At 64.4% G+C, this 21,821-nt stretch carries 20 protein-coding genes; 8 read left to right on the top strand and 12 right to left on the bottom strand.

The genetic code is table 11. From position 1 onward, the window contains the following. Nucleotides 1–9 precede the first annotated feature (9 nt). Nucleotides 10–282 carry a DUF4148 domain-containing protein gene (locus tag P3T42_RS21605; RefSeq protein ID WP_429307193.1) on the top strand — a complete coding sequence of 91 codons (273 nt, stop codon included), beginning with the start codon at nucleotides 10–12 and terminating at the stop codon, nucleotides 280–282. Nucleotides 283–438: 156 nt separating this feature from the next. Here the strand turns inward: P3T42_RS21605 and P3T42_RS21600 are convergent, their stop codons facing one another. From P3T42_RS21600 to P3T42_RS21590, 3 genes are all read right to left on the bottom strand, one after another. Beyond that, nucleotides 439–1,140, bottom strand: a complete 702-nt coding sequence (locus P3T42_RS21600; protein ID WP_429307192.1) for a response regulator transcription factor — start codon at nucleotides 1,138–1,140, stop codon at nucleotides 439–441. A gap of 62 nt (nucleotides 1,141–1,202) precedes the next feature. After that, nucleotides 1,203–2,498: a sensor histidine kinase gene (locus tag P3T42_RS21595; RefSeq protein ID WP_083640707.1), complete on the bottom strand. Its 1,296-nt coding sequence runs from the start codon at nucleotides 2,496–2,498 to the stop codon at nucleotides 1,203–1,205. Nucleotides 2,499–2,613: 115 nt separating this feature from the next. Further along, nucleotides 2,614–3,291 carry a response regulator transcription factor gene (locus P3T42_RS21590; protein ID WP_074301553.1) on the bottom strand — a complete coding sequence of 226 codons (678 nt, stop codon included), beginning with the start codon at nucleotides 3,289–3,291 and terminating at the stop codon, nucleotides 2,614–2,616. A gap of 404 nt (nucleotides 3,292–3,695) precedes the next feature. Between P3T42_RS21590 and P3T42_RS21585 the strand changes: the two genes are divergently transcribed. The 6 genes from P3T42_RS21585 to P3T42_RS21560 all read left to right on the top strand — a co-directional run bounded on the left by P3T42_RS21585 (nucleotide 3,696) and on the right by P3T42_RS21560 (nucleotide 8,809). Beyond that, nucleotides 3,696–4,013, top strand: coding sequence for a DUF4148 domain-containing protein (locus P3T42_RS21585; protein WP_074297837.1), 318 nt, complete (start codon nucleotides 3,696–3,698; stop codon nucleotides 4,011–4,013). Between the two features lie 958 nt (nucleotides 4,014–4,971). Further along, entirely contained in the window at nucleotides 4,972–5,673 is a 702-nt protein-coding gene (locus P3T42_RS21580) for an energy transducer TonB (RefSeq protein WP_074297835.1), read from the top strand. A 75-nt stretch (nucleotides 5,674–5,748) separates the two neighbouring features. Next, a complete protein-coding gene (locus P3T42_RS21575; RefSeq protein WP_074297833.1) occupies nucleotides 5,749–6,672 on the top strand; it encodes a MotA/TolQ/ExbB proton channel family protein in 924 nt (307 codons plus the stop codon). A gap of 3 nt (nucleotides 6,673–6,675) precedes the next feature. After that, nucleotides 6,676–7,101: an ExbD/TolR family protein gene (locus P3T42_RS21570; protein WP_074297831.1), complete on the top strand. Its 426-nt coding sequence runs from the start codon at nucleotides 6,676–6,678 to the stop codon at nucleotides 7,099–7,101. Between the two features lie 63 nt (nucleotides 7,102–7,164). After that, the gene (locus P3T42_RS21565) at nucleotides 7,165–7,593 is read left to right on the top strand and encodes an ExbD/TolR family protein (RefSeq protein WP_074297830.1); all 429 of its coding nucleotides are present in this window, start codon (nucleotides 7,165–7,167) and stop codon (nucleotides 7,591–7,593) included. A gap of 16 nt (nucleotides 7,594–7,609) precedes the next feature. Then, entirely contained in the window at nucleotides 7,610–8,809 is a 1,200-nt protein-coding gene (locus P3T42_RS21560) for a tetratricopeptide repeat protein (protein WP_074297828.1), read from the top strand. Between the two features lie 162 nt (nucleotides 8,810–8,971). On the opposite strand, the gene P3T42_RS21555 is transcribed toward P3T42_RS21560, so the two are convergent. Continuing rightward, nucleotides 8,972–10,426 carry a lysozyme inhibitor LprI family protein gene (locus P3T42_RS21555; protein ID WP_429307191.1) on the bottom strand — a complete coding sequence of 485 codons (1,455 nt, stop codon included), beginning with the start codon at nucleotides 10,424–10,426 and terminating at the stop codon, nucleotides 8,972–8,974. 159 nt (nucleotides 10,427–10,585) lie between these two features. Here P3T42_RS21555 and P3T42_RS21550 point away from each other — a divergent pair, with 159 nt between their 5' ends. After that, nucleotides 10,586–10,834 (top strand): hypothetical protein, encoded by a 249-nt coding sequence (locus P3T42_RS21550; protein WP_429307190.1) that lies wholly within the window; start codon nucleotides 10,586–10,588, stop codon nucleotides 10,832–10,834. Nucleotides 10,835–10,918: 84 nt separating this feature from the next. On the opposite strand, the gene P3T42_RS21545 is transcribed toward P3T42_RS21550, so the two are convergent. The 8 genes from P3T42_RS21545 to P3T42_RS21510 are packed head-to-tail and all read right to left on the bottom strand — an operon-like array spanning nucleotide 10,919 to nucleotide 21,817. Then, nucleotides 10,919–14,143: a multidrug efflux RND transporter permease subunit gene (locus P3T42_RS21545; RefSeq protein ID WP_429307189.1), complete on the bottom strand. Its 3,225-nt coding sequence runs from the start codon at nucleotides 14,141–14,143 to the stop codon at nucleotides 10,919–10,921. 12 nt (nucleotides 14,144–14,155) lie between these two features. Continuing rightward, entirely contained in the window at nucleotides 14,156–14,710 is a 555-nt protein-coding gene (locus tag P3T42_RS21540; protein WP_074297802.1) for a GNAT family N-acetyltransferase, read from the bottom strand. Further along, on the bottom strand, nucleotides 14,685–15,257 hold the full coding sequence (locus P3T42_RS21535; protein WP_074297801.1) for a GNAT family N-acetyltransferase: 573 nt from the start codon (nucleotides 15,255–15,257) through the stop codon (nucleotides 14,685–14,687). Before P3T42_RS21535 ends, P3T42_RS21540 begins: the two co-directional genes overlap by 26 nt. A 4-nt stretch (nucleotides 15,258–15,261) precedes the next feature. Continuing rightward, a complete protein-coding gene (locus P3T42_RS21530; protein WP_429307271.1) occupies nucleotides 15,262–16,623 on the bottom strand; it encodes a TldD/PmbA family protein in 1,362 nt (453 codons plus the stop codon). Next, entirely contained in the window at nucleotides 16,623–18,059 is a 1,437-nt protein-coding gene (locus tag P3T42_RS21525) for a TldD/PmbA family protein (protein WP_429307188.1), read from the bottom strand. The genes P3T42_RS21530 and P3T42_RS21525 overlap by 1 nt, the downstream gene beginning before the upstream one ends. Next, nucleotides 18,056–19,699: an ABC transporter ATP-binding protein gene (locus tag P3T42_RS21520; RefSeq protein ID WP_074297796.1), complete on the bottom strand. Its 1,644-nt coding sequence runs from the start codon at nucleotides 19,697–19,699 to the stop codon at nucleotides 18,056–18,058. Before P3T42_RS21520 ends, P3T42_RS21525 begins: the two co-directional genes overlap by 4 nt. Then, a complete protein-coding gene (locus tag P3T42_RS21515; RefSeq protein WP_074297794.1) occupies nucleotides 19,699–20,811 on the bottom strand; it encodes an ABC transporter permease in 1,113 nt (370 codons plus the stop codon). Before P3T42_RS21515 ends, P3T42_RS21520 begins: the two co-directional genes overlap by 1 nt. Further along, nucleotides 20,765–21,817 carry a microcin C ABC transporter permease YejB gene (locus P3T42_RS21510; RefSeq protein ID WP_074297791.1) on the bottom strand — a complete coding sequence of 351 codons (1,053 nt, stop codon included), beginning with the start codon at nucleotides 21,815–21,817 and terminating at the stop codon, nucleotides 20,765–20,767. The genes P3T42_RS21515 and P3T42_RS21510 overlap by 47 nt, the downstream gene beginning before the upstream one ends. Nucleotides 21,818–21,821 lie beyond the last annotated feature (4 nt).

The following is a 21,821-nucleotide window of genomic DNA, read 5'->3' as shown; positions in this document are numbered from 1 at the left end:
AGAACCAACATGAAGACTCTCATGATCGCTATCGCATTCGTCGGCGCCACGGCTACCGCTTCGGCTTTCGCACAGTCCGCTCCGGCGGCGGCCCAGCAACCGGTGGCAGCCACCCAGGTCGCGTCGAACGCGACCCCGTCGGTCGGCCAGGCCGGCCAATGGGTCCCGCCGACGGCCGAAGCCAACGGCGCCAAGACGCGCGCGCAGGTCTACCAGGAACTGGTGCAATCCGAAAAGGACGGCGAGCTCAACTACCTCAACTCGACGATCTACTCGCACTAAAACCGGCACGGCATGGGAATGCCCCGCTTCTGCCAGCCTCGTTGCGCTTCGCCAATGTAAAGAGCGCGCTCCCCGGATGGGTGAGCGCGCCCGTTTCATTATTCTCCGCGCCTCTTCGAGGCGCCATGCCAGACGCTAAGGACCAGGAACCAGGCGCTAGGACGATCCCGTCGCAATCTGATAGCCGTAACGGCTGACCGTCTCAATGTGGACGCCCGGCAGATGCTGCGCGAGTTTGCGCCGCAGGCGCGAGACCACCAGATTGACGCTCGACGGATCGACGTCGTCCTTTTCCGGCCACGCATAGCGAATCAGTTGCTCGCGCGGCACGGGCGCGTTCAACTGGCGCAGCAGGCACTCGAGCAGGAGGTATTCGCGCCGCGTAACCACCAGCCGGTGCTCGCCGTCCACCAGTTCGCGCGTGAGCGGATTGAGCGCCAGCGTGGTGCTCGCGGCGGCCGCGCTCGCCGGTTGATCGTGCGCGGCGCGCGAGACCGCCGTGCGCCGCAGCGCCTGCATCCGTTCATGCATTTCGATGAACGAATACGGTTGCCCGAAACAGGCGTCGGCGCCGGCACGCAGTGCGCGGGTGCGATCCTGCGCACCGGACTGGCCCAGCACGACGATCAGCGCGGCGCCCGCGCCGGCCTCGACAAACTGCGGCAGCGCCGCCAGCAAGCCCGCATACGACGGCGGGTCGAGCGACATCACGACAATCGTATCGAACGCCTCCTGAGTCGCGAGAAACGCGCCGTCGCGCAGGTCCTCCGCGCGCTGCAGGCTGTGGGCACTCTCCTGCAAGGCCTTATACAGCCATGACGATTCGGGATGCGGTGCGGCGACGAACAGGATGCGCATTCAGCCACCTGTCAAAGCGGGATGGGAAAGGAAACCGGACACGCGAGGGCGAGCGGAACCGGTCATGCCAATGTCCTCGACCAACATTCGATACTCACGCGTGCGCCGGGTTCCGCGTTACCGATGCGCATCGTGAAGTCATGCACGCGGATCACCGCCGAGACGATGCTGAGACCGAGGCCCGAACCGGCCAGGTGACGCGTGCGCTCGCCGCGGTAGAAGCGTTGCAGCACGGCGTCGCGCTCATCCAGCGGGATGCCCGGGCCGTTGTCGACGATCTCCACCAGCGGCCCCGCAGGCGTCCGGCTCAGCACCATGCGCACCGCCCCGCCTGCGGGCGTGAACTTGAAGGCATTGTCGAGCAGGTTGCTGAACGCTTCGAACAGGAGCGCCCGGTCGCCGTGAATGGCTTGCACGCTCTCGGCTTCGACCGCAAAGCTGAGCGAGCGAAGCTCGGCGAGCGGCTCGTACAGTTCGGCGACCTCTTCGACCAGCGCCTGCAGTTCCACCTCGGCAAAGCCGCCGCGCCGCTGCAGGGTGCCGATCTCGGAGATGCGCAGCATGGCGCGAAAGCGGTCGAGCAACGCGTCGGTCTCGCCGCGGGCGCGTTCCACCAGCGTCGTCAGGGCTCCGTCTTCGAGCGCGTCCGAGCGCTCGGCGATGTGTCCCAGCAAGGTGCGCACATGCGCGAGCGGCGTGCGCAGATCGTGGGCGATGCCGTCGCAGGCGCCCTTCACTTCGTTCATCAGGCGTTCGACTTCCGCCAGCATGTGATTGACCAGATGCGCCAGCATGTCGATTTCATCGCGGCCGCCAATCGGCAAACGCTGGCCGAGATCGCCCTGGGCGATGCGCAGGGTCACGCGGCGGATCGCCTTCAGGCGGCGCATCTGCCGCACGCTGAGAGCGAGGCCGCCCACCACGCCCGCCACGAGGCAAAGCACGCCGCCGCCGATCAAGGCGTTGATGATGGTCTCGCGAATCCGCAGGATGTGCGTGAGGTCGCGCGCCAGCACGAGCGTTTCGCCGTCGTGGCGGCGCTCGGCCATCGCCCGCACCACCGGGGCCGGCTCGCCGCCCGTGACCTGCAAGGTGTGGTGGAGTGTCATGCCGTGCCGGTCGGCCTGCAGATCGGGGGGCAGCTTGAGCACGTCGCCGGCGATCAGCTGGCCGTCGGCGGAGAACAACCCGTAGTAGTTAGCATGCATCCGCTCGTGCTCGAGCCGGCGATGAATGGCAGCGGCCAGTTCGCCATGCGGCATCGAGTCGAAATAGATGAGCTGCCATTCCATCACGACGTCGGTTTCGCGCTCCATGTCGCCCGTCACCGCGCAGCCGATAAACGCCAGCAGCGACATCACCGAAAGGGAGAAGATGACGGCATAGACCGCAATCAGGCGAAAGGTCGTGGAATGCCAGCGGCGCCCCAGTGCGGATTGCGCGGGGAAAGAGTGGTCCGTCAAGATAGTCTGCTCACGCGAGGATATAACCCGAGCCCCGCACGGTCTGGATCATCTGTTTGACGCCCGGTGGATCGATCTTCTTGCGCAGGCGGCCCATGTGCACGTCGATCAGGTTGGTGCCCGGATCGAAGTGGTAGCCCCACACCGCTTCGAACAGCATGGTGCGGGTAATGGTCTGGCCGGCGTGGCGCATCATGAATTCGAGCACGCGGTATTCGGTGGGCAGCAGCACGATCTCTTCGCCGTCGCGCTGAACCTTGCGCGAAATCAGGTCGAGTTCGAGGGGCCCGACGCGCAGCGTCGTTTCGAACGGCGTGGTCGGAGTTTGACTGCGGCGCAACAGGACTTCGAGGCGCGCGGTCATCTCTTCGGGGTCGAAGGGTTTGGTCAGGTAGTCGTCGCCGCCGGCCCGCAAGCCGCGCACGCGCTCGTCCACGTCGCCCAGCGCGCTCAGCATCAGAACCGGCGTCTGGATGCCGATGCTGCGCATGGTGGTCAGGATGGTCAGCCCGTCGACGCCCGGCAGCATGCGGTCGAGCGTGATCACGTCGTACTCGTCGCTCATGGCGCGCGCCATGCCGTCGCGGCCGTTCGCCACCCAGTCCACGGTAAAGCCGCGGCTCTTCAGCTCACCGACAATTTCGTTGGCGGTGATCTCGTCATCTTCGATGGTCAGCACTCGCGACATGATGATTTCACGCGCAGCGGCAAACTCGGCCAACTTGAGCGGCGTGCGCGACGGGTTATCGGTAGAAGGACATGATGCCATATTCGGCTAGCGGGTTGAATTCGAGTCGGACGGCACGCAAAGCGCCGTGGCGTAGGGGTGGCAGCGATGTGCACAGGCTACGCGCGCGCAAGTAACCGTCACGCATCGGTTTCATTAAAAAACATTTAAGTTCGCGAAGGGCGCCAGCACCGGCGGGGGTGAGCGGGCGACGCCCGGTTTGGCGGCCTGCGCGGCCGCGGCCTGGAGATGAAGGATCTTTCATGGTTGCGAGGGCGAAACGGTATCGCCCATCCACTAGCCTGTTTGCATGCAACGGCCCCTTGCCGCTGCCCTTGACCACCTGATCCATGGAGGATGCAAACATGAAACTCGCCACCCGTACCGTCTTGATGACCCTTCTGCTCGCAGGCAGCGCGTCTGCCATGGCTGCGCCGGGACTCACGCCGAAGCAGTGCAACTCGTATCCGTTCACGCACACGAAGGGCGAGGTCACGCACAAGCAACTGATGCGCGAACTCGGAGAACTGGAAGCCGTGGGTTATGACCCGACCGCCAACGAAAACATCTACCCCGCCGACATCCAGGCGGCCGAACAGAAACTGCAGGCTGAATATCGCGCCGACTGCATGCCGGCCGCATCCGCGACGAATGCGCAGGGCGTCGCCAATCCGGCCAGCTAATTGTCAATCGGGCGCCAATCGAGCGTCGCTCGGACGCCCATCGTGCAACGTGAATCGGGCAAACACCCGCCCTGAAAAATTCTTCATGTTGGCGGCAGAGATTTTCATCTCTGCCGCGCCCCTCTCGAAGCGCATTCATCGCGCTTGCGACGCCACTGCGACTCTCATAGTGCGCAAGCGCCGCCCTCGCCACGCGCGAACCGCGCAACACCAACTACACCCGCTTCATCTGCGCCGCCTGCTCGGGCCGCAGTACGTTTTTTTCCTCGTGCAGTCAACCGCTCGCCTGCTTTAGAATCGACCCGCGCAGCGCCTATTCTTAATGCTGTTTTCCAGCGTGCCGTAAATCAGTATTAACGCGAGCCTTCACAACCTTACAACATCATTCGGCATATCGTTGAGCGCAAACGGATTTTCTGGCCGGATCGTCCGTGATTGTAAGCAAACTGGCGCAACAGCCCGCTCACGATTAGAGCGCACCCTCTAAACACAGTATGCCCCTATCAAAAAAAGTTTGACGCGCGATTTTGAACTGATATCGTTCCGTCGCAGGAATCACAGCCAAGTAGCGCTGGCCTGTGAAAAACGTGTGACGTTCGAGCTTCTTTTCGTTCGTCGCAGCCTGTGCCAAACCGAAGGGGATGTATCAAATACCGTCTATTAGTACTTCTACGCAGATAGATTACTGGCTGTTTCCGCTCATCCCCGCGGACCGCTCAGAATCTGTCCGAAGCGGGCACACGCCTTGCACACAGACGGCGTGATGCCGTCGCACCCGGGATAGGAAGCGAAGGCTGAGGCCTTGGAGCCCGGGGCGAGTGGTACGGCGACACCCCATCTGGAGTCCAAAAGAATGTTGCGCGCCCGCATTGGGGCTGAAGTAAACAATGTTTCGACGTAGCAAGAACGCTGCAGTCACGGAAATGGGCGGTTCACGCCGGGAGGAACGAAGGTGGTTATGAAAGTTGAAGGGCAGTTTCCGGCGGGCACGTCCCCGGTTCAGAGAACTGGGCGCCCGCGCGAGTTCGGGAAAAAGCAGCAGAACCCCGTGCGCCGCTTTGGCGGTATTGCCGCCGTTCTTCTCCTCCACGTGGTGCTGATTTATGCACTGCTCAACGGCCTCGCCACCAAGGTGGTGCAGGTCATTCAACATCCGATTGAAACCAAGATCATCGAGCCGGTGAAGCCGCCTCCTCCGCCGCCGTTGCCTGTCGTGCAACTGCCGCCGCCGAAGTTCGCACCGCCGCCGCCGCCGTTCGTGCCGCCGCCGGAAGTGAACGTGCCGACGCCGCCGCAGCCCACCATTACGCACCAGGCCGCACCGGTCGTGGCCCAGCCCGCGCCGCCGCCTGCCCCGCCCGCACCGGTCGCACCGTCCAAGCCGGTGAGCGCTCAGGTTGACGTGGCATGCCCGAACTCCGATCAGGTCCGCTCATCCGTGGTCTATCCGAAGGAAGCTCAGGAAAACAACGTCACGGGTGACGTACTCATCGAATTCGTAGTCGATCCGCAGGGCCATATTACGGATGAGCATGTCGCGAAGTCGTCGGAAGACTCTTCACTCGATCGCGCGGCGTTCAATGCTGTAAAGAAGTTTAGTTGCGTTTCCCAAGGCCAACCTGTCCGTGTCCAGGTTCCGTTCTCGTTTAACCTGAACTGAACCCACGAACCGAGCGGTACCGGTAGCGATTTATTAGTCACGTTGTACAAGTTCAACGCATGAACTGGAGCAGACATGAAGAAGCGTTCTCTCGCCGCAGTGGCGGCAAGCATGGTGTTCGCCGTAACCACGGCGACGACCTTTGTCGCACCGCAAATTGCCTACGCGCAAGCTAGCGACGCAACCGTAGCAGCAGCATCGGCAACCGACGCCGCACCGACGGCTGCACCCGCAGCAGCGCCCGCGGACCAGGCTGTGCCGCCGCCGGCACCGGCCACCTCCGAAACCGTCAACAACCCGTACGGCCTCGGCGCCCTGTGGAAAAACGGCGACTTCGTTGCCCGCTTCGTGCTGATCCTGCTGGTGATCATGTCGATGGGTAGCTGGTACATCATGATCACGAAGTTCTTCGAGCAATACCGCGCCAACCGTCGCGCCAAGAGCGCCGACGAACAGCTGTGGACCGCTCCGTCGCTCGCCGAAGGCGCGAAGCTGCTCGACGAATCGTCGCCGTTCCGCTTCATCGCCGAAACCGCGATCGAAGCCGGCGAACACCACGACGAAGCGCTGCTCGAAGCCGTCGACCGCAACACCTGGATCGACGTGTCGGTCGAGCGCGCCATCACCAACGTGTCGAACCGCCTGCAGGACGGCCTCGCCTTCCTCGGTACGGTCGGCTCCACGGCGCCGTTCGTCGGCCTGTTCGGTACGGTCTGGGGTATTTATCACGCACTGACGGCCATCGGTATCGCCGGGCAGGCATCGATCGACAAGGTTGCAGGTCCGGTCGGTGAAGCGCTGATCATGACGGCAATCGGTCTGGCCGTCGCGGTTCCGGCTGTGCTCGGCTACAACTTCCTGGTTCGCCGCAACAAGTCGGTGATGGAACGTGTCCGTGCCTTCGGCGCACAACTGCACACCGTCCTGCTGGCCGGCAGCCGTCGCTCGAAGCGCGGCGTCGCAGGTCAGAAGGCTACGCTGGTCGAACAAGCGGGGTAAGTCATGGCTATGAGCGTTGGGCAAGATGGGGATGACGACGAAGTCATCTCCAACATCAACACCACGCCGCTAGTCGATGTGATGCTGGTTTTGCTGATCATCTTCCTGATCACGATTCCTGTTGTTACGCACACGGTGCCGGTGAAGTTGCCGAATGAGGCAGTCCAGCCGCTGCAGACCACGCCCAAAAGTATCGTGATCGCGGTCAACCGCGATGGCGATTTCTTCTGGAACGAGAAGCATGTGGATGCAGCGACGCTGCTCACGCAGTTGAAGACCGTGTCTGTGATGCAACCGCAGCCGGAAGTCAACGTGCGCGGCGACCAGAACACGCGTTACGAGTTTATCGGCCGCGTGATCACCGCCTGCGAGCGTGCTGGCATCGCCAAGGTGTCGTTTATTACTGAGCCGCCGCCGCGCGGAGGTTAAGCGTTGCATGGGATCGGACCCGGCGCTCAAGCGCCCGGTCCGATCGACAGGAAGGAGCTGATTATGGGAATGAACGTATCTTCGGGCGGCGGTAGCGAACCGGATGTGATGGTCGACATCAACACCACGCCGCTGATCGACGTGATGCTGGTGCTGCTGATCATGCTGATCATCACGATTCCGATCCAGACGCACGCCATCAAGATGAACCTGCCGGTCGGCAACCCTCCCCCGCCGCTCGTGCAGCCGGAGGTGGTGCAGATCGATATCGACTTCGACGGCACGATGATGTGGAACGGCACGGTGATCCCGGACCAGGCCACGCTCAACTCCAAGCTGTCTCAGGTTGCTGCTGAGCCGGTGCAGGCTGAGATCCATCTGCTGCCGAACAAGCTGGTGCCGTACAAGGACGTCGCTGCCGTGCTGGCTGCGGCGCAACGTGTCGGCGCCACCAAGATCGGTTTGATCGGCAACGAGCAGTACATGCAATAAGGAAGTGGGAGAGCTAATGATCCATCAACGGTTCAAGCGTGCCGTGATCGCGGCCGCTTTCGGGGGGCTGTCTGCCCTCGTCGTGCTGCCGGGCGCACATGCCGCCGACACGCTGCGCCCCGAAGTGGCCAAGCCGCTCAACGCGGCGCAGGATTCGTACCGGGCTCACAAGTACCAGGACGCGCTGGCGAAGATCGCCCAGGCGGACGCCGTGCCGAACAAGACGCCGTATGAAAGCTATATGGTCGAAGAGATGCGCGGTGCGGCTGCCGCCGCGGCCGGCGATTCCGGCACCGCGGCCAAGGCCTACGAAACGCTGCTGGCATCGGGCAAGCTGACGGGCGCGGACGAACAGCGCACCACGGCGGCGCTCGCCGGCATCTACTTTCAGGAAAAGAGCTATCCGCAGGCTATCAGGACTGCGCAGCGCTACCTGAAGGCAGGCGGCACGGACCCGGACATGCGCGTCCTGCTGATCCAGTCGTACTACCTGTCGGGCGACTGCGCAAACGTGGTGAGCCTGCTCAAGCCTACCGTGGATGCACAGGCGCGCGCCGGTCATGCACCGGACGAGTCGCAACTGCAGTTGCTGGGTACGTGCGCACAGAAGTCCAACGATTCGGCCACCTATCGCGGTGCGCTCGAAAAGCTGGTGGCGTTCCACCCGAAGCAGTCGTACTGGGATGACCTGTTCTCGGCGATTCGCAGCAAGCCGGGTTACTCGTCGGGTCTGGATATCGACACCTATCGTCTGCGCCGTGCTACCGGTTCGCTGACGACGGCTGACGACTACATGCAGATGACGCAGCTGGCGATCGTTGCGGGCACAACGGCTGAAGGCAAGCAGGTGATCGATCAGGGCTTCTCGTCCGGCGTGCTGGGTCACGACGCCGGTGCGGATCGCGAGAAGCGTCTGCAGGCGCTGGCGGCCAAGCGTGCGACCAGCACGGTGGACAGCAACGGTGTGCCGATTCCGCCGTTCGATGCGGCCTTCAATCAGGTGTTCGCGGGTCAGGCGCAGCAGGGTCTGGCGACGATGGAAGCCTTGATTGCCAAGGGCGGCCTCGAACATCCGGACCAGGCGCAACTGCATCTGGGCGAAGCGTATTTCATCGCCGGACAGAAGGCCAAGGCGATTCAGGCGTTCAAGGCGGTCAAGGGCGACGATGGATCGGCTGACCTTGCCCGTTTGTGGATTCTGGTAGCGTCGAAGTAAATTGTTGTGAATGAGGCGGCGCCTGCCGCCTCATTAAGCGTTCTCAATAAGCGTTCTCAACGCCCTCCGTATTTCCGCTCCCCCTGCCCTGCCCTGCCCCTGTCAAAGACGCTGCGCCTGACCGGTAGCGGCATGGATGCATTCGGCGTCACGCAAGCGTGACTAGCCGTTGTCCGCCTCAACCTTCCCAACCGATGTATCGACGCCGCTTGTAGTCCGCACGCCATGCATCGTAAAGGTGCGGGTGTTCTCGACGTCACCCGGCTTGCGCATCCAGAGCTGCGCCTCGACGCCGTCTGCGGAATAGCGGCCGAACCAGTCGACCACGCGCCCCAGATAGCATTGATGCCCCAGCCACACCGGGACGTCGCCGACGATATCGTAGCTGTAGTGACCCGGACCGTAGCTCTCATACTCGAGACGCTCGTCGCCGGTGACGTTGGGCGGAACCGGACAAAGCGGCTTCGTCGCGTCCCCACTGCCCTTGACCGGCTCCGCGTTCAACTGAGCCACTGCGTGCGTCAACGCCGCGTACAGCGGGTCGTCGAGCGTCGTCACCGTGCCTTTGTCCTCGTTCTTCTGGACCTTCGGCAGCAACAGGTTGTAGCGGTAGTGAACCGTCAGCTTTGGCACCGCGCCGACGATCGTCAACGGCCTGAGCAGATAGACATCGTCCTGGCCGTACGAGCCGTTGCGATACGCCGCGTAGACGCGTCCGCGCAAGCTGATCCAGACAGCGTCCTGATTCGCGCCCCGGTCGCTTTGCGAGTACAACGCCGTCTGGCCGTCGGCGAGATCGGCGGCGGCATCGGTGGCGGCCGTGTCGGCATCGCTTGCCTGCGCATTCGCGTCGATACGCTGATTGGCGGGCAAGTACGCGCCTACGAATTTGCCGCCTTTACGGCGCAGGACGCTCGTGAGGGTGAACAGACCGGTCCCGCCGCTGTACGAGTCGATCACCAGATCGCGCTGCGGGTTGCCGTCGATATGGAGCAGCGTATAGGACGCGGTGCCGTTCTCGCCGCCTCCGTCGATCCGCGAGGCGAGCAAGGCGTTCCACTCGTCGGCCGTCACGCCGGCCGGCCGCACAGTGGGAAAATGCGCACCGTCGTCGCTCGCGCTATCCCCGACATTCGAGAACGTCGTCTGCCCCGTCTTGATCGCCAGACCGGCGAGGACCTTCTCGAGCGGAAACTGCGGATCGGTCTTGCGCATCGCCTCGACGGCGGCGCGCAAATCCTGCAGCGCCTGCAGGTCCACGCTATCCGGCTTGTATGCGTCCACCTCGCGCAACTGGTTTTGCAACGCACCGAGGCGCTCCTGATACTTGTCCTTGAGGCAGTCCGTCTGGGCGCCGCATTGATCGCGAAGTTTCAGCCAGGCGAGTTGCGCCTCGCGAATCGACGCGCGCTGCTGCGACTGCGCGCCGATCAGTCTGCCGTACGCCGCCGACAGTCTGAGGTCGAGGCGTTGCAGGTCGGGATGGGCGCAGATTGCGGTCTGCGTGTCGCCTTCGGCGCGGCTGCAGTCCAGGCCCGCCGCCCAGGCATGCGGCGCTGCGGTCAATAGCATGAGCGATGCAAGGCAAGGCAGACCCTTGCGGCTAGTGCGTGTCACGATGGCGTTCCTTTGGCGTGTTGTTCTCCGAGGTAGGCAAGTTTAGCCAACCGCGCCGCGCCATGTGATGCGCACCTGGCCGAACAGCGGGACACCGGGCATCATCCGGTCTCCCAGGCGGATATCGCCGCGGCGCTCGGCGAGTCGCCCTCGACGGGCTTGCCTGACCTGTTTCGCGCGGTACACCGCGACGCCATCAGCGAACTGGTGAGCCGTGTGGTGCGCGACGGCCATCCACTCAAGGAAGCCGTCGCCGAATTCAGCCTGCCGCCGCAAGACGCAGAGCGGCTCACGGAGATCGTCAAAGGCGACATTGCGCGGCTCGGCGAGCACAACTTCGCTCGCTACCGTTTGACGCTCAGAGAACTGACGCGTTGGGTCGAAGCAGGCCGGCCGCTAAGCGAATAGCGCGCGCGCTGCCTGCCGGCCTACTGACACGCGGGCCAACCGCACCGCCGCGCATCGATCGCCCGTTTGCGGCTCGCCTGTGCCTCACTTGCTACTGGTCTCCTGCCGCTCCCGCTCCCGATCCGCGCGCGCAGGCCGCGCCGGATCCGGCTTGCGTTCATCCGTCGCGGCATGCTCGGGCCCGGCCGGACGCCGGCGCCGCCGTTCCGTGAGCGACGCCACCGCGTGAAACGCCACGGGCGCGAACACCAGCCCGAGCAAGGTCGCCGCCAGCACCCCGCCGAACACGCCAGTGCCGATCGACTGGCGGCTCTCGGCCCCCGCCCCGCTCGACATCACCAGCGGCGCCACGCCCAGCAGAAACGCCGCCGAGGTCATCACGATCGGCCTGAAGCGCGCGCCCGCGGCGTCGATTACCGCGCGTGTCAACGGCAAGCCGCGCGCGTGCAGATCGCGGGCAAACTGCACGATCAGAATTGCGTTCTTCGCCGACAGGCCGATCACCGTGATCATCCCCACCTTGAAGTACACGTCGTTCGGCATACCGCGCATCAGCACCGCCGACACCGCGCCGATCACCCCAAGCGGCACCACCATCAGCACAGCGAACGGAATGGTCCAGCTCTCGTACAGCGCGGCCAGCGCCATGAACACCGCCAGCAACGACAAACCGATCAGGAGCGGCGTCTGCTTCTCCGCCACGGTTTCCTCGCGCGCGGCATCCACCCAGTCGTAGGCGACGCCCACCGGCAACGACGCGGCCAGCCGCTCCATCTCGGCCATCGCCGCGCCCGAACTGTAGCCGCGCGCCGCGCGGCCGCTCACGTCCAGCGACGGATAACCGTTGTAACGCGACAGCGCCACCGGCCCAACAGTCCACTTGCGCGTCGCGATGGCCGACAGCGGCACCATGTTGCCCTGCGCGTTCTCCACGGAGAGCGCCATCAGGTCGTCGTCGGTCATGCGCGTCGAGGCGTCGCCTTCCACCACCACGCGCCGCATGCGCCCGACATCCGGAAAATCGTCCACATACGTCGAGCCGAAGGTGCTGCCCAGCAGATCGGACAGCTTGTCGAACGACACGCCCAGCGCATAGGCCTTGGCCCGGTCGATCGTCAGTTCGACACGCGGCGCGTCGGGCAGGTCTTCGGAGTGCACGTCCACCAGCGCCGGATCCGTCTTGGCCTTCGCGAACAACGCTTCGCGCGCGGCCTTCAGGCCATCGAGCCCCACCCCGCCGCGATCTTCGAGCCGGAACACAAAGCCGTCCGAGTGCCCCACGCCCGGCACCGAGGGCGGCAACTGGGCGTCCACGGAGCCGTCGAGAATGCTCGAAAACTCGTCGTTCAACTTGTCCTGCAACTCCATTGCACTGAGCTTGCGGTCGTCCCAGTCCTTCAGTTCGACGAAGGCCATGCCGACGTTCTGACCGGTGCCCTGGAAGCTCCAGCCGATCAGGCTCGTCACGTGCGCAATTTCGGGGTGGCGATGCAGGATCGCTTCGACCCGCTTGATCACCGACAGCGTGCGCGCCTGGGTCGAGCCGGCCGGCAACTGGATCATCACCTGCAATTGGCCCTGATCCTCGGTCGGCAGAAAGCCGCCGGGCATCTGCCAGTAGAGCAAGCCGCAGATGCCGACCAGCACCGCATACACGGCCAGCACCCGGCCGATCCGCTGCACGGTGCGGGTAGTGAGCCAGCGGTAACCGCGCGACGCGCCGTCGAAGCCATCGGCGAATTTCGACGCGGCACGCGCGAAGAAGCCGCGCAAGCCACGGCGCGCCTCGCGCTGATGCGGCGTGGTACCGGTCGGCTTCAGCAGGTTGGCGCACAGCGCCGGCGTAAGCGAGAGCGCCATGAACGACGACACCAGCATCGAGGCGATCATCGCCACCGAGAACTGCCGGTAGATGCCGCCCACGCTGCCCGGGAAAAACGCCATCGGCACGAACACCGCGGTCAGCACGGCGGTGACGCCCACGATCGCGCTGCCGATCTGCGACATCGCCTTGCGGGTCGCCTCGCGCGGCGGCAAGCCCTCTTCTTCCATCACGCGGTGCACGCTCTCGACCACCACGATCGCGTCGTCGACCAGAATGCCGATTGCCAGCACGAGGCCGAACATCGTGAACACGTTGATCGACAGGCCGAACGCCCACATTGCGAGGAAGGCGCCCATCAGCGTGACCGGAATCACCACCGTCGGCACCAGCGTATAACGCAGGTCGCGCAGGAACAGCCACATCACGAAGAACACCAGCACCACGGCTTCGATCAGCGTGTACACGACCTCGCGAATCGCGATCTGCACGAAATGCGCGCTGTCGAAAGGAATCTCGATCTGCACGCCGGGCGGCATGCTCTTCGCCAGCTCGGCGAGGCGCGCGCGAATCGCGTTCGACGTTTCCAGCGCATTGCCGCGCGGCCCTAGCTGAATCCCGACGGTGGCCGACGCGCGGCCGTTCAGGCGCGACCAGAACGAGTAGTCGTCGCGACCGAGTTCGACGCGCGCCACGTCGCGCAGGCGCACGGCCGAACCGTCCGGCTTCGCCTTCAGCACGATCTGGCCGAACTCCTCCGGCGAGATCAGTTGTCCCTTGACGGTGACCGACGCCACCATCTGCTGCCCCGGCACAAAGGGCGCGTCGCCCAGGGTGCCGGCCGTCACCGTGGCGTTCTGCGCGGTGATCGCGGCATTCACATCGCCGGCGGCCAGTCCATACTCGCGCAGCTTCATCGGATCGAGCCAGATCCGCAACGCCTGGTCCGAGTCCCACAGTTCCGCCGAGCCCACGCCGGGCGCGCGTTTCAGCTCGCGCATCACGTAGCGGTTCAGGTAGTTGCTGAGTTCGGTCGAATCGCGCGTGCCGTCGGTCGAGGTCAGCGCCACCAGCATCAGGAAGGTGTTCGACGCCTTGAAGACGCTGATGCCGTTCTGCACGACCTGCTGCGGCAGGCGCGGTTCGACCTGCTTCAGGCGGTTCTGCACGTCGACCATCGCGATGTCGGGATTGGTGGCCGGCGAAAAGGTCGCGTCGATTTCCAGGTTGCCCTGGCCGTCGCTGCTGGTTTCGTAGTACAGCATCCCGTCGGCGCCATCGAGACTCTCCTCGATGATGCTGCCCACGTCGCCGTCGACCACCTCGGTCGCGGCGCCCGGATAACTCGCCACGATCACGATGCGTGGCGGCGACAGGCGCGGGTATTGGGCAACCGGCAGTTGCGGAATGGCTAGCGCGCCCGCCACGATAATGGCGAACGCGACAATCCAGGCGAAGACCGGTCGGTCGATAAAAAATGAGGGCACTCAGGATTCCTGTCAGTGCGGCACGAAAGATGGCGCGTCAGCGAGGCGCGCCATGTGCAAAACATCGGCCAGCACGCCGTCGCGCATCGCATAGCCGCGCGAGCGCCCTTCTTCGACGAAACCGAAGCGGCGATACAGCGCAATGGCCGGCACGTTGTCGGCAAACACGGTCAGTTCGAGGCGGCGCAGGCCGAGCGCGCGGTCGGCGCAGTCGACGAGCGCGGCCAGCAGCGCGGCGCCCACACCACGCCGCAGGTAGGCGTCGTGCACCGACAACCCGAAACCCGCACTATGCGCGCGGCGCGGCCGCGCCACCACCATCTCGGCGTACCCGACCACGCGGCCATCCAGTTCCGCGCACAAGGCCAAGGCGCCCGCGGGCAAATTGGCGAACCATGACGCCATGGCTTCGGGCGTGCGATAGCCGATCGTCAGGGTGCCGTACCGCACACCCGGTTGATTCGTGATGTCGGCAATCGCTTCCACGTCCGATGCTTCGCATGCGCGCACGTTCACGTGCGATGTTGTCCCTGCTGCTCTCTCAAACCTCTCGCTGCTCGTGTTCATTATTCTGGTCCGTTGCGAATGGCATCGGCTCACGCAACCGTGCCATGAAGTAGCTATCGATCAGCACACCGTCGCGCAATGCCGCTGCGCGGTGCGTCGCTTCTACTTCGAAACCGTATTTCCTGTACAGCGCAAGGGCCGGCAGGTTGTCGGTGAACACATTGAGTTCGACGCGACGCAGGCCGAGCCAGTGATCGGCAAGATCGAGCATTTCCGCGATCAGCGCACTGCCGACCCCGCGGCCATGCCAAGCCTCGTGCACGCCGACCGCGATTTTTGCCGTATGGGCACGGCGCAGCGTGCCACGGATCATTTCTCCGAAGCCGATCAGTATATCGCCGGACACGGCCGCAATGGCCACCCCCGGCGAAGGGACTTTCGCAAGCCGCGTGCGGGTTTTTTCGAGGGTCGGATACGGCGCGCTCGGATTGCCATGCAACATCGCGGGCTGCAGCTCCAGGGCGTGGAGCTGCTCCGCGTCCGCTACGCCCAACGCGCGCAGCGTGAAGCGCTCAGATGGGGACGGTGGCGTGATGTTTTGACCCATCCCCTTACAGCGTCAGTTCGAACGAGCGCGCGAGGAGTCCCGGCAGATGCATGCCGCCGGTGGCGCGCTCGCCATAGGTGGAATCGCTCAGCAGCAGTTCGGGCTGGGCGCCGAGGCGCTCCAGTTGATCGCCGAGCAGCCGGTACATGCTGTCGTCGAAACGCATGGCCTCCACGGGCGCCACGATCTGCCCGCGTTCCACCCAGAAGGTCGCGAAGCGCGTCATGCCGGTCAGGCGGCAATTCATCCGGTCCGAGAAATTCACGTACCAGAGGTTGCCGATATAAAGACCCGTATCGAGCTGCGCCAGCACGTCGTCTTCGGCCAGGTCGCCGCCTTCCATCGACAGCGCGAGAGGTGCTTCGGAGTCCAGCGCACCGTTGGGCTGCAGACCGTACTCGCGGGCGCTGCGGGCATTCGTGAGGCGCTCCATGCTGCGGCCGTCCTGAATCAGCGGCACGCTCGCGCGCAGATAGCCGTCGTCGTTGAAACCCGGCGTGATGCCGAGGCTCAGGTCCTCGGTCAGCGTCACGCGCGGATCCAGCGCCACCTCGCCGGTATGCAGCTTGTACAGTTCGCTACGCGAGGTCGCCTGGGCACGCGCCGAGAAACCACCCCATGCGGTCACGCCCAGCAACTCTTCGAGCGCGGCAGGCGCCAGATACGAACGGTAACGTCCAGGCGACAGCGCACGCGGCGTAAGCGCGAGGATCGGCAAGCGCTGCGCGGCCTGCTCGACCTTGCGGGCGAAGGTGGCGTCGCTCCAGTGGTCGCCCGCGTAGCTGGTCTTGATGGCGCGGCCGCTCGGATCGTACAGCGACCAGCTGAAGTTGAAGTTGCTGACCTCGTACCAGCCGCGGCTGCCTTTGGTCGACGCAAAGCCGCGCACAATCGTGCCGCCCGCGTAAAACCCCACGAAATCGAGGCCCTTCGCACATTCGGCGACGGTGCGCACCAGCGCGTGCGGCTCCGGCACCTTGCCGGCGCGGCGCGTCGAGCGCTCCCATTGCGACGTGTCGAACAGCAGATGAGGATCGTCCTGCGCATCGCGCAATCCTTCGCGCAGGGTGACGAGCGCGCGGCTCACGTCCTGCAGGTCGGCGTCGGCATCGCCGCACACCGTCAGCGTCGAATAGGCCTGGCGCGCGCCGTCGATCAGGCGCAGCGTCAGCTTGCCTTGCGCGACGCTGCCGATCTGCCGCACCTTGGCCGCGTTGAAGCGGATGAAATCCGACTGCTCCGCGGAGAACGAGGTCAGCGTGATTTCGCCGCCTTGCTGCGCACGGTCGATCGCATCGGCCAGCAGCAGGAAGTGACGATGCCAGTCCACCGCGGCCGCGTCGTGCGGGATCAGGGAGTCGCTCATCATGCGCCTCCGAAGACGTCGATATTGCTGAACACGCAAGCGGGCGACGCATGGCCGACCCGAATCGCCTGGGCCGGTTCGCCCTTGCCGCACATCGGCGTGCCGAACAGCTGGCGGGTGCTCTCATTGCCGACCGCCGACAGGCTGCGCCAGAAATTCGCGGAAATGCCGCGATAGTTGGGCTGCTTGACGATCTCGGTGAGCTTGCCGTTCTCGATCAGTTGACCGAACTCGCAGCCGAACTGGAACTTGTTGCGATGGTCGTCGATCGACCACGACGTATTGCTGCGCATCAGAATTCCGTGCTCGATATTGGCGATCATCTGCTCGAGCGACTGGTCGCCCGGTTCGATGTTCAGATTGGCCATCCGGTCGATCGGCGGCCGGTTCCAGTTCGAAGCGCGCGAATTCGCCACGCCCGGCAGACCCGTGCGCTGCTGCGACAGCGCACCGCCGAGCGGCCGCTCGAGCACGCCGTCGCGGATCAAATAATGTTTCTGCGCCGCGCTGCCGTCGTCGTCGAAAGCGTAGGCCGCGGCCTCTTCGCGCAGGTCCGGATCGAACGTGACGTTCAGCAGGTTCGATCCGTACTGATAGCTGCCGAACATCTCCGGCTTCACGAAGCTCCAGCCGGCGTAATTGCGCTCGTCGCCGAGAATGCGGTCCAGCTCGAGCGGATGGCCGATCGATTCGTGGATCTGCAGCATCATCTGGTCGGGCATCAGCAGCAGATCGCGCTTGCCCGAGGGGCAATTCGGCGCGGCCAGCAATTGCAGCGCCTCGTGGGCGACACGCGCCCCCGCACCGTCGAAGCCGTAGCGCGCCAATACTTCGACACCACCCTGCGCGAGCGTGCCGTAGTGGCCGCCCAGGGTACGCACCTGGGTGTCGCCGTCGGCATGCGCGGCGACGCTCAACTGCGGCATCACGAAGCGGAAATGCTGGTCGATGCGCACACCGTCGCCGGTGATGTAAAGCTGATCGGTCTGCGTCACCTGCACGCTCGCCGTACGCTCGACGATGCGCGGGTCGATATTGGCGGCCGCGCATTCGTGCGCCAGCCGCTCGAGCCACTCGCGCCGGCTCGGCAACGCATGCTCCGCGTTCGGCGACACATAGCGGCCGCTCGTGGCCGGACGCGCGATCTCGCGATGATCGATCAGCGACAGCGCCCCACTCGCTTTGGCGCGGGCGGTGGCGATATCCAGCGCGGCCTGCAAACCGGCGGCCGACAGGTTGGCGCTCGCCGCATAACCGGCGCCCGCGCCCACGTAGGCGATCAGCATGGCGCCGCGGTCGCGCAGCGTATGCAACGGCTGGGCGACGTCGTCACGGACTTCGTGATCGTCGATGGTTTCGTCGACGATGCGCAGCGACCAGAAATCCGCGTCGCTCCTCAGCGTGCGGGCGGCTTGCGCCCACCGTTCGTCAATCATGCGATTTTCTCTTGGATGTCCGCCTGCGGCACCATCAGCGAAGACGCCAGCAGCGACTGGGTATAAGGATGCGACGGCGCATGCAGCACGTCCATCGTATTGCCCGCTTCGACAATGCGGCCCGATTTCATCACGATCACGCGATGCGCCATCGCCTTCATCACCGCGAGATCGTGGGTGATGAACAGGTAGCTTAGCTGGTACTTTTTCTGCAGATTGGTCAGCAGGTTCAGCACCTGCTTCTGGATCGACACGTCGAGCGCGCTGGTCGGCTCGTCGAGCACCAGCAGTTCGGGTTCGACCGCGAGCGCGCGGGCAATCGCAATCCGCTGACGCTGGCCGCCGGAGAATTCATGCGGATAGCGCAGCATCGATTCGACCGGCATGCCCACTTCTTCGAGCAAGGCCCCCACGCGATCGCGCCGCGTTTTGGCGTCGACATCGGGACGGTGCACGGCGAGGCCTTCGCCGATGATCTGTTCGACCGTCATGCGCGGCGACAGCGAGCCGAACGGGTCCTGAAACACCACCTGCATGCGCGAGTACAGCGCCCGCTTGGCCTTGGCGTTTTTCAGCGACGACAGCGCGAGGCCGTCAATGTCGATCGTCCCCGAAGCCGGATGCTGCAGGCCGAGTACCGTAGCCGCGAGCGTCGATTTGCCCGAGCCCGATTCGCCGACAATGCCGAGCGTCTCGCCGCGGCGCAAGCTCAGGTCCACGTCGTGCACCGCGCGGAAGGTCGACTTGCCGAACATCGAGCGCCAGCCTTTGCCCGACACGTGATAGTCGACGGCGAGCCCCTTGACGTCGAGAATCTGCCGCGCGCCCTCTTCCACCTCGTCGATGCAACGCTGCGGCTCGCTGTCGAGCAGACGCTTCGTATAGGGATGCTGCGGGTTCGAGAACAGCGCATGGGTGGTGTTGGTTTCCACCAGCACGCCCTTTTCCATCACCGCCACGCGCTGCGCAAAGCGCTTGACCAGATTCAGGTCGTGCGTGATCAGCAGCACGGCCATGCCGCGCTCGGCGGCTTCCTGTTCCTGCAATTCGATCAGCAGATCGACGATCTGCTGGCGCACCGTGACGTCGAGTGCGGTGGTCGGCTCATCGGCCAGCAGCAGACGCGGGCGGCAGGCGAGCGCCATGGCGATCATCGCGCGCTGGCGCTGGCCGCCGGACAACTGGTGCGGGAAGCTGTCGATGCGGCGCTCCGGCTCGGGAATGCCGGTGCGGCGCAGCAGTTCGATGCCGCGTTCGCGCGCCGCATTCGGGCGCATGCCTTCGTGCAGCCGCAGGCTTTCGGCGATCTGCTTGCCGACCGTGTACAGCGGGTTCAACGCCGTCATCGGCTCCTGGAAGACCATCGCGACATCCGCGCCGCGAATCCCGCGCATCTGCTGCTCGGTCTTCTGCAGCAGGTCTTCGCCGTCGAGCAGCATGCGGCCGCTCAGTTCCGCCTGCTCCACGAGACGCAGGATGGACAGCGCGGTGACGCTCTTGCCCGAGCCCGATTCGCCGACCAGCGCGACGCGTTCGCCGCGCCCGATCGACAGGCTCAGTTCCTGCACCGCGACTTTCTCGCCGAAGCGCACCGAGAAGCGGTCGATTTCCAGCAAAGGCTTGTTCACAGGCTTGTTCATTACTTGCCACCCCCAAATGCCGAGCCGCGCATGCGTGTGTCGAGCGCGTTGCGCAATGCGTCGCCCATGAAGGTCAGCAACAGCAGGGTGATCACCAGCGCCGAGAACGCCGAGATCGAAATCCACCATGCATCCAGGTTGTTCTTGCCTTCGGCCAGCAGCTCGCCGAGGCTCGGCGTCGGCGGCGGGACACCAAGGCCGAGGAAGTCGAGGCTGGTGAGCGACAGGATGGCCGCGCTCATGCGGAACGGCAGGAACGTGATCACCGGAGTCAGGCTGTTAGGCAACACGTGACGCCACATGATCTGCCAGTTCGACAGACCCATGGTGCGGGCGGCCTTCACGTAGTCGAGCGAACGGTTGCGCAGGAATTCGGCGCGCACGTAGTCCGACAGCACCAGCCAGCCGAACATCGACAGCAGGATGAAGAGCAGCCACAGCGTCGGCTCGAAGATCGACGCGAAGATGATCAGCAGATACAGGTCCGGCATCGAGCTCCAGATTTCGATCAGGCGCTGCCCGATCAGGTCGGTGCGCCCGCCGTAGAAGCCCTGCACGGCGCCGGTCAGCACGCCGATCGCCACCCCCGAGACGGTCAACGCAAACGCCATCAGCACCGACAGGCGGAAGCCGTACAGCAGGCGCGACAACACATCGCGGCCGAACTGGTCGGTGCCCAGCCAGTTGCTCGACGACGGCGGCGCCGGATACGGATGCGCCGCGAAATAGTCGATCGTGTCGTAGTGATAGTGATTCGGCGGATAGACCGCGAAGTTGCCGTTACCCTGGAAACGCGAACGGATATACGGGTCCAGGTAGTTGGTGCCGGCCGGGAAATCGCCGCCGAACACCGTCTCCGGATAGTCCTTCACGATCGGAAAGTAGTAATGGCCGTCGTAGCGCACGATCAGCGGCCGGTCGTTGGCAAGCACTTCGCCGAACAGGCTGATCACGAACAGCGTTGCGAAAATCACCAGGCTCCAGTAACCGAGGCGCTGGCTCTTGAAACGCAGCCACGTGCGACGCCACGGCGACACCGACGCGACGAGCGTGACCGCCGCCGGATCAGCGGCCCAGGCGGTTGAATTGGATGCGGGGGTCGACGAGGACATAGCAGACGTCAGCAATAAGTTTGGTTACAAGACCGATCAGCGTGAACAGGAAGAGCGAACCGAGGACGACCGGGTAATCGCGGCGGATCACGGAGTCGTACGACAGTTGGCCCATACCGTCGAGCGAGAACAGGGTTTCGATCAGCAGGTTGCCGTTCAGGAAGGCGCCCACGAAAGCGGCGGGCAGACCTGTCAGCAGCGGAATCGCAGCGTTGCGCAGCACGTGCTTCCACAGCACGTCGCGCTCCGGCGCCCCTTTGGCTCTAGCGGTCAGCACGTATTGCCGGCCAATCTCCTCGAGGAAGGTGTTTTTGGTCAGGATCGTGACCACGGCGAAGTTCCCCACCACCGACGCCGTGACCGGCAGCACGATGTGCCACAGGTAATCGAGCGCCTTGCCGACGAGGCTCAGGTCCTGGAAGTTATCCGAAGTCAGGCCGCGCATCGGGAACACCTGCCAGAAGGTGCCGCCGCCGAACAGCATCAGCAGCAGCACGCCCAGCACGAAGCCCGGAATGGCGTAGCCGGCCAGCACCAGCACGCTGGTCACGGTGTCGAAGCGGGAGCCGTTGCGCACTGCTTTCGCAATGCCCAACGGCACCGATATCACATAGGTCAGCAGCACCGTCCATAAGCCGAGTGTGATGGAGACCGGCAGCTTGGACTTGATCACCTCCCACACGCTGTCGTGCTGATAGTAGGACTGCCCGAGATTGAAGGTCGCGTAGTTCTTCATCATCAGGAAGTAGCGCGTGAGCGGCGGCTTGTCGAAGCCGAACTGCTTCTTGATCTGTTCGAGCTGCTGAGGATCGACACCCTGGCTGCCGTGATAGCCGCCACCGCCCGCCCCCGCCTCTCCGCCACGGCTTTTGCCGTGGCGGAGTTGCGTCATCACCTGTTCGACCGGCCCACCCGGCACGAACTGCGTGACGACAAAGGTCAGGGTCACGACGCCGATCAGGGTCGGCACCATCAACAACAGACGTCTAAGAATGTAAGCAAGCATGGTG

This window comes from Paraburkholderia sp. GAS38 (assembly GCF_050434965.1).
GTDB classification, from domain to species: domain Bacteria; phylum Pseudomonadota; class Gammaproteobacteria; order Burkholderiales; family Burkholderiaceae; genus Paraburkholderia; species Paraburkholderia phenazinium_A.
Note: the sequence above shows the minus strand (reverse complement) of the source record. Positions and strands in the feature narration are given on the sequence as shown.

Bases quoted from the DNA above. Each gene is read 5' to 3' on its own strand.
- P3T42_RS21605 (WP_429307193.1), top strand. From the start codon at position 10: ATGAAGACTCTCATGATCGCTATCGCATTCGTCGGCGCCACGGCTACC.
- P3T42_RS21600 (WP_429307192.1), bottom strand. From the start codon at position 1,140: ATGCGCATCCTGTTCGTCGCCGCACCGCATCCCGAATCGTCATGGCTG.
- P3T42_RS21595 (WP_083640707.1), bottom strand. From the start codon at position 2,498: ATGTCGCTGCTGGCGTTTATCGGCTGCGCGGTGACGGGCGACATGGAG.
- P3T42_RS21590 (WP_074301553.1), bottom strand. From the start codon at position 3,291: ATGTCGCGAGTGCTGACCATCGAAGATGACGAGATCACCGCCAACGAA.
- P3T42_RS21585 (WP_074297837.1), top strand. From the start codon at position 3,696: ATGAAACTCGCCACCCGTACCGTCTTGATGACCCTTCTGCTCGCAGGC.
- P3T42_RS21580 (WP_074297835.1), top strand. From the start codon at position 4,972: ATGAAAGTTGAAGGGCAGTTTCCGGCGGGCACGTCCCCGGTTCAGAGA.
- P3T42_RS21575 (WP_074297833.1), top strand. From the start codon at position 5,749: ATGAAGAAGCGTTCTCTCGCCGCAGTGGCGGCAAGCATGGTGTTCGCC.
- P3T42_RS21570 (WP_074297831.1), top strand. From the start codon at position 6,676: ATGGCTATGAGCGTTGGGCAAGATGGGGATGACGACGAAGTCATCTCC.
- P3T42_RS21565 (WP_074297830.1), top strand. From the start codon at position 7,165: ATGGGAATGAACGTATCTTCGGGCGGCGGTAGCGAACCGGATGTGATG.
- P3T42_RS21560 (WP_074297828.1), top strand. From the start codon at position 7,610: ATGATCCATCAACGGTTCAAGCGTGCCGTGATCGCGGCCGCTTTCGGG.
- P3T42_RS21540 (WP_074297802.1), bottom strand. From the start codon at position 14,710: ATGAACACGAGCAGCGAGAGGTTTGAGAGAGCAGCAGGGACAACATCG.
- P3T42_RS21535 (WP_074297801.1), bottom strand. From the start codon at position 15,257: ATGGGTCAAAACATCACGCCACCGTCCCCATCTGAGCGCTTCACGCTG.
- P3T42_RS21530 (WP_429307271.1), bottom strand. From the start codon at position 16,623: ATGAGCGACTCCCTGATCCCGCACGACGCGGCCGCGGTGGACTGGCAT.
- P3T42_RS21525 (WP_429307188.1), bottom strand. From the start codon at position 18,059: ATGATTGACGAACGGTGGGCGCAAGCCGCCCGCACGCTGAGGAGCGAC.
- P3T42_RS21520 (WP_074297796.1), bottom strand. From the start codon at position 19,699: ATGAACAAGCCTGTGAACAAGCCTTTGCTGGAAATCGACCGCTTCTCG.
- P3T42_RS21515 (WP_074297794.1), bottom strand. From the start codon at position 20,811: ATGTCCTCGTCGACCCCCGCATCCAATTCAACCGCCTGGGCCGCTGAT.
- P3T42_RS21510 (WP_074297791.1), bottom strand. From the start codon at position 21,817: ATGCTTGCTTACATTCTTAGACGTCTGTTGTTGATGGTGCCGACCCTG.